The sequence below is a fragment of the Anabaena sp. TISTR 8404 genome (genome assembly GCF_056847745.1).
The window spans coordinates 1,942,642-1,960,045 of the sequence record NZ_CP180578.1; the positions used below are offsets into that span (position 1 = coordinate 1,942,642).

The following is a 17,404-nucleotide window of genomic DNA, read 5'->3' on the forward strand; positions in this document are numbered from 1 at the left end:
GTAGCTCTACTTCCTACTCCCCACTATATTTTGCCGTTCAGCAACCATCCGCAAATCTTCTTGATGTTGCCAAGCCCATTCTGCCAAAGAAGCGATCGGTTCAATTAGTTTTTCACCAAAGGATGTGAGTTTATATTCCACCTTTGGTGGCACAACTGGATACACAGTTCTTTCTACAACACCAGCTGACTCTAACCTTCTGAGGGTTTGTGTCAGCATTTTTTTTGATACATCAGGAATTTGACGTTGAAAATCAGTGTATCGCTTAGTACCAGAAGATAAGAGATACATTACTGGCGGTGTCCATTTATCTCCGACTAAATCGAGCATCTGTCGCACAGGACAGTTTGCACTCAAGATGATTTGTTCATTTTTGGAAACCATGAGGTAACTATATCACCAGAAAGTTCCTACTTGTAAGCAAAATCCAAATCAGGCACACTGCTTTATTAGGTAAAAACAGAGAAATTTGCATGAAATCTTTAGAAAATAAAGTAGCCCTCGTTACTGGGGGTACTTCTGGGATTGGGCGCACTACTGCGATCGCTTTTGCTGGTGCTGGTGCTAAAGTTGTGGTCGTCGGAAGGCGAGAAGAAGAAGGTAATGAAACTGTCAGCTTGATTCAGCAAGCAGGTAGTGAAGGTTTATTTGTCAAAGCCGATGTCTCGCAAGAAGCAGATGTAAAATCAACCATTGCTACCGTTGTTGATAAATTCGGTAAGCTCGATATTGCATTCAATAACGCCGGAATACTGGGGCAGAATGCTTTGCTGGCAGAACAGACAGAGCAAAGTTACGACAAAGTTTTTTCAGTCAATGTCAAAGGCGTATTTTTGTGCATGAAGCACGAAATTAGCCAAATGTTGACACAAGGTCATGGCGGTGCAATTGTCAATACAGCTTCTATTAATGGTTTTCGTCCCTTAGCACCTGGTTTATCAATTTACGATGCTTCTAAAACTGCCGTGGTGATGCTGACAAAAGCCGCAGCCTTAGAATATGCCTCGCAAAAAATTAGAATAAATGCGATCGCACCAGGGCCAATTGAAACTGAAATGCTTAGTCAGGCCAGTGGCGGTAATACCAAAGCTTTTGAGAATCTTGTCCCCGCCGGACGATTAGGCAAACCTGGAGACATTGCTAATGCTGTGCTTTGGCTATGCGCTGATGCTACGGATTTTGTCAACGGTCATACCCTGACTGTTGATGGCGGGATATTAGCAGGGTGAAAGAAGATAGCAGGGAAGCAAGGGGAGAAAAAATCTGCTTCTCGTCTTTGTCAGGAGAGAAAAAAGCAATGAAAAATAAGGGTTGTCCTCCCCTCTCCTCGTAGGAGCTACGGTGTCCACAAAAGTCAAAAATTTTCATGTTGAAGCCATTCCCGCCTAGAACTAAAGTTCCTCTCTCATAGCCAAAGTCCACTTAAGTGGACTGAATTTTTCTTTGAGTCCTCTTGAGAGGACTTGCACTATGAGACTCGGAATTTATTCCGAAGCGGGACAGATGCGCTACACCAAGATTTGTGTGTATACCGTAGCCTCGTAGGAGAGGGGCTGGGGGTAAGGTCAAAAAAGCATTCTACGTTGAATTAGCAATGTTAATGCAATAGCTCGCATTGTGAATGTGTCGCCTCGCATTGTGAATGTGACGACTCACATTGTGAATGTGACGACTCACATTGTGAATGTAACGGCTCACATTGTGAATGTGACGACTCACATTGTTAATGTATTGCCACGCAATGTAAATGTAACGGCTCACAACGTTAATGTGATGAGTCACATTGTTAATGCAACGTGAAATTCGACAAATCTGTTTTTACCTCTCCCCCAGCCCCTCTCCGCATCGGAGAAGGGAGCAAATACTATAATTTTGCTGACTCTGCCAGTAAATTTTATTATTAACCTTGATAATGTTGTGTAGAAATGGGTGGTAAGTAGCGTTTACGCCGACTTTGAATGCTTTTCCACAACAAAACGCAGCCAAAAATTAAAGTTGACAGCAGCACAACACTAGCTCCAGAAGCAATATCTAAGTAGTAACTCAGGTAAATTCCAGCAAATGCGATCGCCGCGCCTAAAATTCCAGAAATGATCATGATATAACCAAAGCGATTGCTCAATAGTCGAGCAATAGAAGCAGGAATCACAACCGCAGAGATAATTAATGTCACGCCTAGTACGTTGAGTGTTGCTACTAATAAAGTTGCCAGCATCAACGCAAATAATGTATCCATCGCCACTACAGGTACGCCATGCACCTGCGCTACTTCTCTGTCAAAACACCAAAATAGTAAAGGGCGATAAAACAAGAACACTAAGCCCAAAATTACAAAGGTTACCCCAGTGACAAACCACAAATCCATAGGAGAAACACCCAGTACATTACCAAATAAAGCCGCCTCAAAGTTTTGGCTAAATTTGCGATAGGTGCTAATCACAGCTACACCTAAAGCAAAACTAGCAGTGGTAACAATACCAATAGCTGCATCAGAATATACTTTACGCCCAGTAAGATATTGAATAAGTAACGCTGCGGCAAATCCCCAAATTCCAGATCCAATATAAAAATTTAGCCCTAAAACATAACTCAATACTGCTCCGCCCAAAATGGCATGAGAAAGACCATGAGCAATGTAACTCATGCGACGAGTGATGATATATACCCCCATCACACCGCACAATAGCCCAGCCATCATCCCAACAGTAACGGCACGGCTGAAAAAATCGTATGCAAAAGGTTTGAGTAAAAACTCCATGTGTTTAATTTGAAATTGAGGATTTGGAATTGTGTCCGTTGTGGTTGAAGTGGGATTTGCGCAAAATCTGCGGTAAATTGTCTTGCATTTGATGGCGCAAAGAAGTGCCTGCATTAGCAATGAGAATGCGATCGCTTTGATGAAATACCACCATTTCTGCACCAAAGGTTTGCTTTAAAATTGCAGGCGTAAACACATCATTAGGCTCACCTTGGGCAATAACGCAGTGATTAAAACACACTACCCAAGGTAGATGAGTCGCTACAGAGTTGAGGTCATGGGTAGAAAGCAGAATTGTCAAGCCTTGTTGATTCAGTTCTGCCAACAGATGCAACAGTTCGTGCTGCACACGCAAATCAGAACTACTTGTCGGTTCATCCAAAAGCACAATTTCCGGTTCTCCAACTAAAGCGCGGGCAATAAACACTCGTTGCTGTTGTCCACCAGATAACTCACCAATGGGTCGATGGGCGATGTGCGCCACTCCCACCTTTTCTAAAAGTATCTTGGCCGCATTGCGATCGCGTCGTGATGACCAAGGCAAAAATTGTTTTTTGCGGTAACGCCCCATCATCACCACTTCTAGTGCAGTTACTGGAAAATTCCAATCCACAGTTTCTACCTGCGGCACATAGCCCACTTTTGGCGGTGCAGTTCCCGGTTTTAAGCGCTTTCCTCGAAACCAAATTTCACCAGCCCAAGGCGTTACTAACCCCAATATTGCTTTGATTAGGGTAGTTTTTCCACTGCCAGAAGGCCCCACTAAACCAGACAGTTGCCCAGGATATAAGGACAAATTGACGTTTGTCAATACTGGTTGAGTTTGAAAACCATAGGTAAGATTTCTAATTTCTAATATTGGTTCCATGCAAAAGAAGTATGAAGTGTGAAGTGTGAAGTGTGAAGTATGAAGTGTGAAGTGTGAAGTGTGAAGTGTGTAGACACCCTTTGGGTGGCTTCCCGCAGGGTAGTATGAAGTGTGAAATGAAAAAAATACTTGTAATCATCCTCACTCAGCACTCAGCACTCCTCACTCAGTACTTTGCTATTGAGTGGCTGTTGTAGCTGGGCCAACGACATTATTAGTGTTCAGCTTGTCAACCAACTTGGGATTTCCCCCCAGATTTTCGGCAATGATGCGCAAATTATTTGCCATCATGCCAATGTAAGTATGCTGAGGATTATTATTTTCCATTGCATCGGCTGATCCTATTCCTGGTAATTCATCATCAGCCGTGTTCGCTATTTTGACTTTTGCTTCTCTAGCAATTTGCTCTTCGACTTTGCTGGGGTAAACCTCAGAACCAAAAATTGCAGGTACACTAGATTTGCGAATTTGGTCAATGAGTTTAGCAACATCTTGAGCGGAAGGTTCTTTAAAATTTGATGGTTGAATTGCACCAATCACCTCGAAGTTATATTCTCTTGCCCAATAAGCCCAAGAGTCATGGTATGTCAGGAGTTTGCGATTTTTGGCAGGAATACTGGCTACAACTTCACGGGTAACTTTGTCTAATGCATCCAGGCGTTGCAAGTAATTATTTAAATTTTGAGCGTAGTATTCTTTGCCTTCGGGGTCTAACTGAGTTAACTTTTTGGCGGCTAATTTGGCGTAAGCTTCAGCATATTTGGGGTTTACCCATAAATGGGGATTGGGGTCTCCTTTTTCTTTGGGAAAGCTAAAGTCAAAAATCCACTGAGATTCGTTGATAGTGTTGTTACCTAGTTCATAGATGTTTGTATCTTTAGGTTTAGAAGTTTTTGCCAGTTTTTCTGTTGGGCTTTCTAAGCGCAGTCCGTTGACGATAATTAAGTTAGCTTTAGAGAGCAAATCAGCATCGCTTGGACGTGGTTCAAAGGTATGAGAATCAGTACCTTCGGGGATAATGCCTTTGACTTCAGTGCGATCGCCTGCAATATTACTCACAATATTGGTTATCGGCGCAACTGTTGTCACAACAAGTAGTTTGCTTTTGGTTTGGTTCTGTACAGGTTGTGCAGTCGCACTATTTTCCACAGATGTCGGAGACACTGCTGTATTTTGAGGTGCATTACAAGCTGTCATTAACAAACCAAGTATTAATAAAAATGCAGATGTTCTCATTACTTCAATACTAGTAATTTTTTGGTGTTAATTTAACCAATAGTAAATATTTTTGTTCTTAGCTAATACAATCCCCTATTAGGGGATTTTGCTGTAACTTTTAGGTTTTTTTAACATATTTCTTGTTTTAGGATAAATTCTGTTTTAAAAAGTATTTATAACTTCATTCTTTAGATAGATGTTTCTATATGTAAAGGTATATTTCTGAGGAGGTATTTAAAATTTAATAATTATTTTTTATTAACAAATTACACGATTTTTACTATTTAATAAAAATTATAATGTTTGACTATAAATTTATTTAGACCAACTAAGTATATTTACTTTTTATTTGAATTAATTATTTAGTTTAACTATTACTAAGTAGGTCTAACTAATTAAATATAAAATCAAGGTGTGTTGTCGCACAACACAAAGTTTTAATATTTGGTGTGGGTACGTTAGCCTACGGCGTAACACACCCTACATTTTTGATGTTGAGCTACTTATTTCAAAACTTATTATTTTTTAATAAACAGCAATTTTTTTTGTAAATCTAAAATTAATTTTAATATTCTCTTAGATTTGTCTAGTTAAGCTGGAAGATTAATCAATTAAAAATATTTGAAGGCGCAATAAATCAAGAGTTCGCATGAATGTTATTGTAATTTTTGTAACAATACTATGTTTGCTATATGTAGCATCAACAAACAACTTGAATAAGAATGCAAAATTACTAGAACAAATATAAAGACCTGTCAATGGATAACAAACATAATTATTGATTAGGACTATAATAATGAAATATTCTTGTGATTATTAATTTTATAATATGAAATTTTAAAAATATACAAGTATAAAAGTATAATCATCTCATTCCATTAAAATTTTACTAATTTTTATAAAAACTCACAAAATTTTATTAGCAAAATTAATTCAATTATATGGAAGCAGATAATTGGACACAAACACGACAAAGGTCACTGCCCGTAAATTCCCGCGCATTGCTGTTAGTCAATCGTCACGCCCGCCAAGGACAACAGCGTTTACGTGAAGCAACTTACTATCTTGATAAACTTGGCTTTAAATTAACAGAAGAGTCTACAGAAAATCCCAAACATCTTTCAGAAATTATCCTACGTTATCAGCATGAAGTTGACTTAGTAATCGTTGGTGGTGGTGATGGTACTCTGAATGCCGCAGTAGATGCCTTAGTTGAAACTCAATTACCTTTAGGAATTTTACCTTTGGGGACGGCAAACGACTTAGCCAGAACTTTAGCAATTCCTAATTCTTTAGCTGAAGCTTGCAAAATTATTGCCTACGGAGAATTACGACGCATTGATTTAGGGTGGGTAAATAATAAGCACTTTTTCAATGTTGCTAGTATGGGGCTAAGTGTAAAAATCACTCAGAGACTTACTAAAGAAATGAAACGTCGTTGGGGCATATTTGCTTATCTGGCTACGGCGTTACAAGTAATTTGGGAGTCTCGTCCCTTTAGTGCAGAAATTAGAATGAAGGATCAATCCTTTAGTGTCAAAACTGTGCAAATAGCTATAGGTAACGGTCGTTATTATGGCGGTGGTATGGCAGTGGTTCACGATGCCACTATTGATGATCAAAGATTAGATCTCTACAGTTTGGAAATAGAACATTGGTGGCAAATCATACCTTTACTTCCCGCAATGCGACAAGGCAGACATATTCGTTGGCGTAGTGTGCGTGCGCTTCAAGGACAGAGATTTGAAATTTATACTCGTAAACCACGCCCAATCAATACTGATGGTGAAATTACTACTTATACTCCAGCTAGTTTTCGCGTTATACCCAAGGCAATAACTGTTTTAGTCCCGCCAATTTAAGTATGGGAGTAGGGAGTAGTATTTTTTTCCAGTACCCTAATCTTCATTTAGGTGCATTAGTCTTTATATTCACGTTGATATACTGAATAAAGCTGGGTCTTGTGGCAATTCACTCTTACTCACGCCAAATGCATCTGAGATTTTCTCAAGAAATTAAATTTCTACTGCAACGCTTATCTGAGCATCACTTAACTTTAGGTGATATTTTGACAGAGACTGCGGAACGAGGTTTCAGCCTGGTAATAACCTTATTGGTTATGCCTTTTTTGTTTCCCATGCCTCCAGGATTGGCTGGGCCTTTTGGTGCTGCTTGTTTGCTAATTTCAGTACAGATGGTTTTTGGCAGGCGATCGCCTTGGCTACCCAAAAAAATCGCTAGATATAAATTTCCTCGTCCTTTTGCCCAACTTCTGTTAAAAAATCTGCAACGTCTCACCAGAATATTAGAAAAAATTACTCGCCCTCGTTTGAAAACAATAGCTCGTAATCCTTTAACTTGGCGGCTAAATGGGCTATGTATATCTTGGTTAACAATATTGTTAATGTTACCAATTCCGTTAACAAATCCCATTCCTACCGTCGGAATTTTACTGTTAGCAATTGCCACCATCGAATCTGATGGTTTACTTATTTGTATTGGCTATATCATCACTGCTTTAATTACTTCACTATTCGCATTTATTGGTTATGCGTTATGGTTAGCACCTAGCTTACTACCTTCTATATTGAGATAACAAAGTCATCGATTATAAATAAAAGCCCTCAGCTATTAGCTGGGGGCTATAAATTAATAAGGGTGCATCTACTACTATTTCTATATACATCTAAATACTTTCTGTATCCGGAAGAATAGCAAATCGCATAGCAGTGCGCTTGTTATGTGAGATTAATATACTGTTTTAAAAGTAAATACGAGATTATCTGTACAGCATACTCTGATTTTAGATACAACGGTCATGAAGTTGATGCTTATTTTACGGAAATATTGTCAGGGAAAAACAAGTTATGTATGATATGTTAGGGATTTTAAATTATGCCAAGAAATATCAACATTTAAGACTTGATACCTTGATAAATAGGGATTTTTAAGGTATTTTTTGCGTTAAAAAGAATGCTGAAAAACAGTAATAATTGATACAACTTCAATTTTTTGAAAAATAGTCTTCATTACAACTTTAAAATTCATTTGGCGGCACAATGGGGGCAGAGAAAGATTACTAAAGATTTGCTCTCGGAGACGAATAATGGTAGCGATCGCAGAAAATGTTCAGCATCGGCTCACTGTCCAAACTGTAGAAATTGCCCCAAATACTACGGCGATTCGCTGTCTTGATTGGGATCGCGATCGCTTCGATATCGAATTCGGATTGCAAAACGGTACGACTTACAATTCCTATTTAATTCGGGGCGAACAAACAGTTTTGATTGACACTTCCCATCAGAAGTTTCGTCAATTGTATTTAGACACGCTCAAAAGTATCGTCAACCCCAAGACTATTGATTACATTATTGTCAGCCACACAGAACCAGACCACAGCGGTTTAGTAGAAGATGTGTTGCAATTAGCACCGCGAGCCACTGTTTTAGCTTCTAAAATAGCTTTGCAATTTTTGGAAGGTTTGGTACACGATCCTTTCTCCAAGCGGATTGTGAAAAGTGGCGATCGCATCGATATTGGCAAAGGTCACGAAATTGAATTTGTGAGTGCGCCTAACTTGCATTGGCCTGACACTATCTTTAGTTATGATCGCAAAACCCAAACTATCTATACTTGCGATGCCTTTGGGATGCACTTTTGTGATGATCGCACCTTTGATGAAGATTTAGAAGCGATCGAGGCTGACTTTAGATTTTATTATGACTGTCTCATGGGGCCAAACGCGCGATCGCTGCTGAATGCGATGAAGCGTATGGGCGAACTGGGCAAGATTAAAATCATCGCTAACGGTCATGGGCCTTTACTTTATCATCATCTGGATATTCTGACTGAGTGCTATCAAAACTGGAGTCAAAGACAAGCCAAAGCCGAAACCACCGTTGGCTTATTCTACGCTTCTGATTATGGTTATAGCGATCGCCTTGGTCAAGCCATCTCGGAAGGAATTCAAAAAACTGGCGTTGGTGTAGAAATGATTGACATCAGCACCGCCGAAGTACAAGAAATTCAAGAATTAGCAGGTAGAGCAGCTGGCATTATCATTGGTATGCCCCCTTCTACCTCTGTCGCCGCCCAAGCTGGAATTAGTTCCTTACTTGCAGTTGCGAAAGACAAACAATTCTTTGGCTTATTTGAATGCTTTGGTGGAGATGATGAACCTGTTGATACCTTACGCCGGAAATTCATCGACTCCGGTGTGAAAGAAGCCTTCCCAGCCATTCGGATTAAACAAGCTCCTTCTGCATCTACATATCAATTGTGTACAGAAGCCGGCACAGACTTAGGGCAAGCAGTCACCCGCGAACGTAACATCAAGCAAATCAAAGCCCTTGATGTGAACATGGAAAAAGCCCTGGGAAGAATTAGCAACGGATTGTATATCGTCACCACTAAAAAAGGTGATGTTAGCAGTGCGATGTTGGCTTCTTGGGTCAGCCAAGCCAGCTTACAACCTTTAGGATTTACAATTGCCGTTGCCAAAGACCGCGCCATTGATGCTTTAATGCAAGTAGGCGATCGCTTTGTCCTCAACGTCTTAGAAGAAGGCAACTATCAAGAACTGAAAAAGCAATTCCTCAAGCGTCTACATCCCGGTGCTGATAGATTTGCAGGTGTGAAAACCCAAACAGCGAAAAACGGTTCACCCATTTTGACCGATGCGCTTGCATACATGGAATGTGAAGTGCAAAGCAGTATGGAGTGCAGCGACCACTGGATTTTATATTGCACCGTCCAAGAAGGTCGTGTTTCCAAACCCGATGGATTAACTGCTATCCGCCATCGCAAAGTCGGTAATTACTACTAAATTAAAGTCTGAAGTCTGAATTATGAAGTCTGAAGAGGGTAACAGGTGACAGGTTACAGAGGATAGGGTTTTCTTCTGAAAAGTTGTACCTGATTCACCTGCCATTTACTGCATCAATTATTTTTCACACTTCAGACTTCAAACTTCACTTTCATACTTCACACTACCCTGCGGGAAGCCACCCAAAGGGTGTCTACACACTTCATACTTCATCATGTCTTTCCCAGATTTTATTCAATCCGTTAAAGCTCGCTTTTTCCCCTTTTTATCTCAACATCAACCAACACCTATGAGCGATTCCAAGCCCCGTGACGTACAGGTTTTACCGATTGCTACAAACACCAAAGTTATTAGAGCGCGTAGTCAGTCACGTTTGCGGTTTGAAATTGAGTACGCATTAGAAAGAGGTACAACCTCTAATTGCTATGTAATTGAAGGTGATAAAACTGCGATTATTGACCCACCTGCTGATACCTTCACAACAATTTTTTTGGAAGCGTTGCAGCAGACCATTAATTTGAAAAAATTAGATTACGTCATCCTGGGACATTTTAGCCCCAACCGGGTGGGAACCTTAAAAACATTGTTGGAACAGGCTCCTCAAATTACCTTTGTTTGTTCCCTTCCATGTGCAAATAATTTAAAGGCAGCTTTCCCAGATGATTCTTTAAATATTTTGGTGATGCGGGGGAAAGAAACTCTAGATTTAGGCAAGGGTCATGTGCTGAAATCCTTCCCCACTCCCAACCCTCGCTGGCCGGAAAGTCTTTGCACCTATGACCAACAAACTCAAATTCTCTTCACCGATAAACTTTTCGGCGCACATATCTGCGGTGATGAAATCTTTGATGATAACTGGGAACAAATCAAAGAAGACCAACGCTACTACTACACCTGTTTGATGGCTCCCCAAGCGAAGCACGTCGAAGCTGCTTTAGAAAAAATCTCTGATTTCCAAGTAAGAATGTATGCTGTTGGTCACGGGCCGATAGTTCGCAGCAGTTTAATTGAACTGACTAAAGCTTATGCAGATTGGAGTCGTTCTCAAAGAGATAGAGAAATTTCTGTTGCCCTACTATACGCCTCAGCTTACGGTAATACTGCCACATTAGCACGAGCGATCGCTCTCGGATTAACCAAAGGCGGTGTTGCAGTTCAATCTATCAACTGCGAATTTGCCAGCCCCGATGAAATTCAGGCTGCTGTAGAAAAGTCAGATGGTTTCCTTATCGGTTCGCCTACCATTGGTGGTCATGCACCCACACCCATTCACACCGCTTTGGGTATTGTCCTGAAAGTTGGGGATAACAACAAAGTCGCCGGGGTCTTCGGTTCCTACGGCTGGAGTGGCGAAGCCGTTGAGATGATTGAAGGTAAATTGCGAGATGCAGGCTATCGCTTTGGTTTTGAAACTTTGAAAGTTAAATTCAAACCTGACGATGTTACCCTCAAATTCTGTGAAGAACTGGGTACAGACTTTGCCCAAAATTTGAAAAAAGCGAGAAAAATCCGCGTACCTCAACAAGCTGCTACCCCTGTAGAACAAGCCGTCGGTCGCATTGTCGGTTCAGTTTGTGTCATCACCGCCAAGCACGGTGATGTTTCTACCGGGATGTTGGGTGCTTGGGTATCACAAGCCACCTTTAACCCGCCTGGTTTAACTGTAGCGATCGCCAAAGAACGCGCTATAGAATCGCTCATGTATCCTGGCGGTAAGTTTGCCTTAAATATCTTGGCTGAAGGAAACCAGCAAGAATACATGAAGCATTTCCGCAAGAACTTTGCACCGGGAGAAGACAGATTTGCTAACTTTGGCACTACTGCTGCTGAAAATGGTTGCACAGTTCTGACCGATGCTCTAGCTTACGTTGAATGTTCTGTTGAGCAACGCATGGAATGTGGCGACCACTGGGTAGTTTATGCCACTGTTGACAACGGTAAATTAATTAAACCGGATGCAGTCACAGCGATTAATCATCGCAAAACAGGTACTCATTACTAATTCATTCCTTTTTCCCTAACCGCCCTGCGGCATTTACAACAAAAGCCAGTGCTGAAATTTTTTAGGCAGCACTGGCTGTTTTTTGTTCCGTTACCTATAGTAATTCAGAAACAAGTATTTGTAGGGTGAGCATTTTCTAAAAAACCTAAATAAACCTGAAATCTAGCATTTAATGCTCACCCTACTAATTAACTATCTCCAATAAGAGAACGGGAAAGTGAGTTAATCAAAATTACCTCTAAAGTTCTCTAGTTCTCGTTGAACTCTTCTAGGAGCTTGATCGTAGTCTACCGGACGACAAGCCCTTCTACCTCGGAACCACAAATCGCCCCGATAATCTGTGACATATCGGTCTCTGGAACAAGCATATAAAACTCTAGGACGTTGCTGCCCACCACTGATTAATTCGGTGGCATCAGTGTCTAATTCTTGGAGTAAAGTAGAGTTATTACTCATGATGACTACCTCCGTTTTGAGTACTGTGGTCAGTTTTAAATACAGTAACGGAACAAAAAATTTACACTGTTTTAAATCGGGAATTTTCTACCAACTCAAAAAGTATTTGCAAAGTATAAATCATCTGTAATAGTGCAAATATGTAGCACCATTACTGCTGATATATATTGCATTATTTTGTTGAATTGGTATTCTTTGCCCGAATATTTATTGACTGTAGTTTAATCAGGACACAGACGATACATCGTCCTACTATATGTAGAATAAATACTATTAAACTTAGTACTATAGATAGAAGCACAGCAATAAATTAATTGTGGGATAAGCAAATTGCTCATCCCACAAAACTACTAAAATATATGACACAAATGTAATGCCCATTGAATGAGGGCAATTTATTAACTGCGTTGCCAAAGTTTAATGGTTTTATCCAAACTCGCACTAACTAACATATCGCCGGAACTTGTAAAGGCTAAGGCTGTAACGATATTGCTATGGCCTGTAAATGTACCTAGCAATTCTCCGGTGTTGAAATGCCAAAGTTTAATGGTTTTATCGGCACTACCACTGGCGATAATTTGCTCATCTGGACTGAGAGCGATCGCATATACTCGATCAGTATGTCCTTTGAGGGTACGAATTAATCTGCCTGTTTCTAAATGCCAGATTTTAATTGTGTGATCCCAGCTACCACTAATTAGCCATTGTCCATCAGCACTGATTGTTAAGGAACGTACAACGTGAGAGTGTCCTGTTAAGCTATGCAGTGGTTCGATTTCTTGTAGGGTTTTACATTCTGAAAGTTGGGCTGTTTTCCAGACTTTAATTTTGCGGTAACTACCTGTAACTAAGGTTTTTCCATCTGGACTCAAGGCTAGAGCATGGGCAGCTGTATCATCTAAAGAAAGAGCGATCGCTACCTGACGTTCCATTAAATCCCAAAACAGAACTTTTCGATCATCTCCACCAGTGGCTACCATTCGCCCATCGGGAGTAAAGGCCACACATCGCACCACTCCATTATGCTTGTGCAGAATATCGATTAATTCTGGTGCGCCGACATGCCAAATTTTCACCGTTGAGTCAGCCCCAACACTGACTAAGGTATGGCCATCAGGACTAAAGGCAATAGAATTCACATCATCCACTAACCCAGATGCTATCCAAGGATATTCAGATAACGTATCAATTAATTCACCTTTGCTTAAATCCCATAGTCTTGTTTCCCCACGACTACCACTGGCTAAAATTGGCATAACATGACTGTTGTGGCAGCGGGAAGCAAAATCAAGACAATAAATACCTTGAGTGTGTCCTTTTAATGTCTGCCAACATTCCCAATCACCAATGATTTCCTTTTGGGGATGGTCTGATGAGACAATCTGAATAGTTTCGGCGATCGCTTGTTCTTCAACTGTGGGCAATATATCTTTTTTCGTAGTCTTTTTAGCTGTTAGTGACTCTAAATACCAACTTAACCCTCCCGCGTATAACAAGTTACTGGGAGTCACATAGGATTTAGTTTCCGAAAATTCCAGTTGATTACTAGGCAAAAAGCCAGCAACTACTGCGTGCTTTTCGTATCCTAATTTACCTGTAGATGGATAAAACAGACACAGAAAAATTAATACTTGATGATTGCGTAAATCATCTTGAGTGACTGACCACCTAATTTTATCTTTCTTTATACCGTTAAAACTTTCCCCATCTGCGGCATAAACTAGCACACTCAGTTTCGGATTATCGGCAAGAAAGTATGTAAATTTACTTTCACCACGTAAATTGCCTTCATCATCTAACACCATATTTTGGATGGTGTCTTGCGGCAACTTTTTCACTAACTTACCCAGCCGTTCCGCCATCACTTGCTCAACAATTTGCTCTCGCAAAAGATAATCTTCTGCTTGCTGTTGAAAGTGTTTCGGGAACGGAATCACCCAGTCAGGAGGTTCAGGATATTCTGGCGGTATCGGCGGCGGATTTTTGGCGAGAATTTCCGCTTGGTGGCGCGAAAATTCTTGGATTTTGGTCAATGAATCACCCCAAAACGCCATAATTTCACTGTGACAACCTTTGACTTGACTATCTAGTAAAGATAAGTCGTAAGTTTTAGGTTTTTTAACACGTTGAAGGAAATCAGCTTGCTGAGCTTTGAGTAAGCTAATCCAATCCATCTGCATTCCAGCGGCACAATGTTGCATACCTACGGTAAGCTATATCAACGTAATTACTCAAGTTTATAACTTCTAGTAAAATAAAAATTCGGTAATCTTCGCAGTCTAACAGAACACATTTATGAATATGTATCTGTAAAATTCAGTGTGTAAACTTCGCTTAAATCAATCCCTCGGTTCATTGACTGTTGACTTTTGACTGTTAAAGGTTAACAATCAACCCGAAAAAATGTGCAATTTCGATGTACAACAGCTTACAATGATCTAATTGATACCAATTTGGGATCAGCAGTTTTCTTTGAGATTTTTGTAAGAGTCTTTTTGTCCAGACTTTTATTTTATAATCTCAAATCTAAAATTGGTATGAGAGAGATATGTTTAAATGATGTCCAATAATTCTAACTAAATTAGAGAATGAGATACTGTTTCTAGAGAAACAGTAATATTTTGTAAAGACGAGTATGATTTAAGAAGAACTTGCAGATTATTGGCAAAGTTACTCAAATCAAAACTGAGGCAAATTCTATAATTTTGACAGCAAGATTTTCGGGAATTGTGTACACCAAAAACTATAAATAATCGTCTTTTTTAGTACAAGATAGTTACTGCGATCGCATATTCATACTTATTGAATTTTCAACTATAAATCAAAGTTATCATCACCGACTTTTGTTTTTAAACAAAGAGGTGATTTTTTCATCATCTGTCTGACTCCATAGATATTATTGTCTAGATTCGCATGATGCCGAATAAAATACTTCCTACGACAGACTTAAGTAGAAATACTTTTATTATTCCACCACCGCCAGATACTTTCTTGACTTTGCCAGCACTCAACCCAAAAAATAATTCCATCTGCTAATGGCAGAAATCATTACTCTATTTATCAATACTCATGTTCGCCAACACGCAGAATCATCTCAAAAACTGCAACAATTGCTAAATACTTCTCGTCCTCTGATAAAATCCTTTGAGCGTAAGTCATTAGTAGTTCAGCAATTAATTATCCAAAATTGTATATGACAAGTGCATCATACATTTTTCTAGCTGGGGCAAGTCGTGGTGTTGGTAGAGAAATTGCCAACTGTCTAACAGCGCAACAACTCAAGGTTAAAGCACTTTTGAGAAATGAATCTGCTGCTGCTGAACTAAAAGCAACTGGTGTTGATGTAGTTTTCGGTGATGCGGTGAAGGTTAGCGATGTGGAAGCAGCAATCATCACCAATGAACCTATCCATACTGTAATTAGTACCATCGGCGGTTTACCAACAGACACAGAAAAACCAGATTATCTTGGCAATAAAAATCTGATTGATGCCGCAGTCAAAGCAGGAGTACAAAAGTTTATTTTAGTAACTTCTATTGGCACTGGTAATAGTATTGGCGCATTATCGCCGCAAGCACTAGCTGCACTTCAAGCAGTTTTAGTAGAAAAAGACAAAGCCGAACAATATTTAATCGCTAGTGGACTCACCTATACTATTATCCGTCCTGGAGGCCTCAAATCTGAACCTGCAACAGGCAATGGGATTTTAACCGAAGACACACGTATTGTTGGCAGCATCCATCGTGCAGATGTAGCGCAATTAGTTTGTCGTTGTTTAAATAGCCCTCATGCTAATAATAAAATTTTGTCAGCCGTAGATAAAAATATGCTATTCGGACAACTAGAATTTAGCGAATTTTATTTGGATTAATTCTTATCAAGTGGGGAGTAGGTGTTAAATTATAGTTGATTAAATTCCCATTCCCCACTTACTATACACATTTATTCGCCAGAAATTTGCACCGATACAGTGCGTTGACGTGGCCCGTCTAATTCCACAAATAATATAGATTGCCAAGTACCTAAAGCTAAATTTCCATCCACAATCGGAATTACTTCACTTGTAGTTAGCATCATTGCCAGCAAATGAGAATGAGCATTCATCGGCTCATCATCAGGAACATCTCGTAAATGTAAATCGTTGTGTAAATATCGGTCTGATGCTGGTGCTAACTTATTGAAGAAAACTTTGATATCTTCTAATAATCTGACTTCATACTCATTAATAGCCAAAGCTGTAGTTGTGTGGCGCGAAAAAACTAAAGCTTGTCCGTTTTTAATTGATGTTTGAGCAAGTAAATCTTTGATTTGTGGTGTGATGTTGTGAATATTAATTCCTGGCTCAGTTGCAATTTCGATTAACTGATGAATAATGGGCATTTTTTTAGAAACACAGGGGTGTAAAGTGTAGGGGTGGGAACAAAAATAGTTTACTACTCAAATTTGCAGCGATCGCCACATAATTAAGAAAGATTAAGCTATGGTTAAAAACTCAAAATGAGCCAAACAGCCCTAAATTTAGTAGCCATATCAGTCTTTCTGATGACTTTATCGGTACTGCTGGGGCCATTAATTAACTTATCGCCAACAGTACCAGCACTAGCCACCTTCGCTATTTTGGGAATTGCCACCTTAGACAGTTTCAGCTTGCAAGGAAAGGGCGGAACTATCTTATTAGATTGGATTGCTGGATTTTCTAGTGAACACCGCAATCGCATTATCCACCATGAAGCGGGACATTTTTTGGTGGCTCACTTGCTGGGTATTCCCGTGACTGGCTATACCCTCAGCGCCTGGGAAGCCTGGAGAAAGGGACAACCTGGACAAGGTGGTGTGGCTTTCAATGACGGTGAGTTAGCTGCACAATTAGAAAAAGGTTCCATCAGCGCCCAAATGCTAGACCGCTACTGCACAATGTGGATGGCTGGTATCGCAGCGGAAGCTTTGGTATTTGAACGTGCCGAAGGTGGCGGTGATGATAAAAATAAGCTGGCAGAAGTATTAAAAATAGTCGGTTTTGCAGAGTCAGCTTTTCAGCAAAAACAGCGGTTTCATGTCCTGCAAGCCAAGACTCTTTTAGAAGAAAATTGGTCTAGTTACGAAGCCTTAGTCCAAGCAATGCAACAACGTGCTTCTGTGGCAGAATGTCAAAGTGCGATCGCTAGTGCAAAATGAAGCGTGCTGAGTTAGAAGACAGCCTAGAACACCAATTCAGTAATCATGGAAGAACCTCTCCCCCATCCCCTCTCCGAAGCGGAGAGGGGAGTTGAGCTTCCC

16 protein-coding genes are annotated in these 17,404 nt (G+C 40.1%); 9 read left to right on the plus strand and 7 right to left on the minus strand.

Annotation, left to right across the window (positions count from 1 at the left end; all coding sequences use genetic code 11):
* Nucleotides 1-6: 6 nt before the first annotated feature.
* Nucleotides 7-384 (minus strand): winged helix-turn-helix transcriptional regulator, encoded by a 378-nt coding sequence (locus ACMX3D_RS08365; RefSeq protein ID WP_482750962.1) that lies wholly within the window; start codon nucleotides 382-384, stop codon nucleotides 7-9.
* Nucleotides 385-473: 89 nt separating this feature from the next.
* On the opposite strand from ACMX3D_RS08365, the gene ACMX3D_RS08370 reads away from it, so the two are divergent.
* Complete coding sequence (locus ACMX3D_RS08370; protein WP_482750963.1) at nucleotides 474-1,229, plus strand: glucose 1-dehydrogenase; 756 nt, start codon at nucleotides 474-476, stop codon at nucleotides 1,227-1,229.
* A 388-nt stretch (nucleotides 1,230-1,617) separates the two neighbouring features.
* Nucleotides 1,618-1,800: a hypothetical protein gene (locus tag ACMX3D_RS08375; protein WP_482750964.1), complete on the plus strand. Its 183-nt coding sequence runs from the start codon at nucleotides 1,618-1,620 to the stop codon at nucleotides 1,798-1,800.
* Between the two features lie 100 nt (nucleotides 1,801-1,900).
* Here the strand turns inward: ACMX3D_RS08375 and ACMX3D_RS08380 are convergent, their stop codons facing one another.
* From ACMX3D_RS08380 to ACMX3D_RS08390, 3 genes are all read right to left on the minus strand, one after another.
* Nucleotides 1,901-2,758, minus strand: coding sequence for a metal ABC transporter permease (locus ACMX3D_RS08380; protein WP_482750965.1), 858 nt, complete (start codon nucleotides 2,756-2,758; stop codon nucleotides 1,901-1,903).
* A 4-nt stretch (nucleotides 2,759-2,762) separates the two neighbouring features.
* Entirely contained in the window at nucleotides 2,763-3,626 is an 864-nt protein-coding gene (locus ACMX3D_RS08385) for a metal ABC transporter ATP-binding protein (protein ID WP_482750966.1), read from the minus strand.
* Nucleotides 3,627-3,803: 177 nt separating this feature from the next.
* Nucleotides 3,804-4,862 (minus strand): metal ABC transporter substrate-binding protein, encoded by a 1,059-nt coding sequence (locus ACMX3D_RS08390; protein ID WP_482750967.1) that lies wholly within the window; start codon nucleotides 4,860-4,862, stop codon nucleotides 3,804-3,806.
* 923 nt (nucleotides 4,863-5,785) lie between these two features.
* Between ACMX3D_RS08390 and ACMX3D_RS08395 the strand changes: the two genes are divergently transcribed.
* The 4 genes from ACMX3D_RS08395 to ACMX3D_RS08410 all read left to right on the plus strand — a co-directional run bounded on the left by ACMX3D_RS08395 (nucleotide 5,786) and on the right by ACMX3D_RS08410 (nucleotide 11,671).
* The gene (locus tag ACMX3D_RS08395; RefSeq protein ID WP_482750968.1) at nucleotides 5,786-6,706 is read left to right on the plus strand and encodes a lipid kinase; all 921 of its coding nucleotides are present in this window, start codon (nucleotides 5,786-5,788) and stop codon (nucleotides 6,704-6,706) included.
* A 128-nt stretch (nucleotides 6,707-6,834) separates the two neighbouring features.
* Nucleotides 6,835-7,440: an exopolysaccharide biosynthesis protein gene (locus tag ACMX3D_RS08400; protein WP_482752303.1), complete on the plus strand. Its 606-nt coding sequence runs from the start codon at nucleotides 6,835-6,837 to the stop codon at nucleotides 7,438-7,440.
* 510 nt (nucleotides 7,441-7,950) lie between these two features.
* A complete protein-coding gene (locus ACMX3D_RS08405; RefSeq protein ID WP_482750969.1) occupies nucleotides 7,951-9,669 on the plus strand; it encodes a diflavin flavoprotein in 1,719 nt (572 codons plus the stop codon).
* 289 nt (nucleotides 9,670-9,958) lie between these two features.
* Nucleotides 9,959-11,671 (plus strand): diflavin flavoprotein, encoded by a 1,713-nt coding sequence (locus tag ACMX3D_RS08410; RefSeq protein ID WP_482750970.1) that lies wholly within the window; start codon nucleotides 9,959-9,961, stop codon nucleotides 11,669-11,671.
* Between the two features lie 222 nt (nucleotides 11,672-11,893).
* On the opposite strand, the gene ACMX3D_RS08415 is transcribed toward ACMX3D_RS08410, so the two are convergent.
* Together ACMX3D_RS08415 and ACMX3D_RS08420 are read right to left on the minus strand one after the other, a co-directional pair.
* Nucleotides 11,894-12,127 carry a hypothetical protein gene (locus ACMX3D_RS08415; RefSeq protein ID WP_482750971.1) on the minus strand — a complete coding sequence of 78 codons (234 nt, stop codon included), beginning with the start codon at nucleotides 12,125-12,127 and terminating at the stop codon, nucleotides 11,894-11,896.
* 398 nt (nucleotides 12,128-12,525) lie between these two features.
* Nucleotides 12,526-14,328, minus strand: a complete 1,803-nt coding sequence (locus ACMX3D_RS08420; RefSeq protein ID WP_482750972.1) for a WD40 repeat domain-containing protein — start codon at nucleotides 14,326-14,328, stop codon at nucleotides 12,526-12,528.
* 834 nt (nucleotides 14,329-15,162) lie between these two features.
* Between ACMX3D_RS08420 and ACMX3D_RS08425 the strand changes: the two genes are divergently transcribed.
* Both ACMX3D_RS08425 and ACMX3D_RS08430 read left to right on the plus strand, forming a co-directional pair.
* A complete protein-coding gene (locus tag ACMX3D_RS08425; RefSeq protein ID WP_482750973.1) occupies nucleotides 15,163-15,324 on the plus strand; it encodes a hypothetical protein in 162 nt (53 codons plus the stop codon).
* Nucleotides 15,321-15,998, plus strand: coding sequence for an SDR family oxidoreductase (locus ACMX3D_RS08430; protein WP_482750974.1), 678 nt, complete (start codon nucleotides 15,321-15,323; stop codon nucleotides 15,996-15,998). Before ACMX3D_RS08425 ends, ACMX3D_RS08430 begins: the two co-directional genes overlap by 4 nt.
* A gap of 71 nt (nucleotides 15,999-16,069) precedes the next feature.
* On the opposite strand, the gene ACMX3D_RS08435 is transcribed toward ACMX3D_RS08430, so the two are convergent.
* Nucleotides 16,070-16,507, minus strand: a complete 438-nt coding sequence (locus ACMX3D_RS08435) for a secondary thiamine-phosphate synthase enzyme YjbQ (RefSeq protein WP_482750975.1) — start codon at nucleotides 16,505-16,507, stop codon at nucleotides 16,070-16,072.
* Between the two features lie 117 nt (nucleotides 16,508-16,624).
* On the opposite strand from ACMX3D_RS08435, the gene ACMX3D_RS08440 reads away from it, so the two are divergent.
* Nucleotides 16,625-17,302, plus strand: a complete 678-nt coding sequence (locus tag ACMX3D_RS08440) for an ATP-dependent Zn protease (RefSeq protein ID WP_482750976.1) — start codon at nucleotides 16,625-16,627, stop codon at nucleotides 17,300-17,302.
* Nucleotides 17,303-17,404 lie beyond the last annotated feature (102 nt).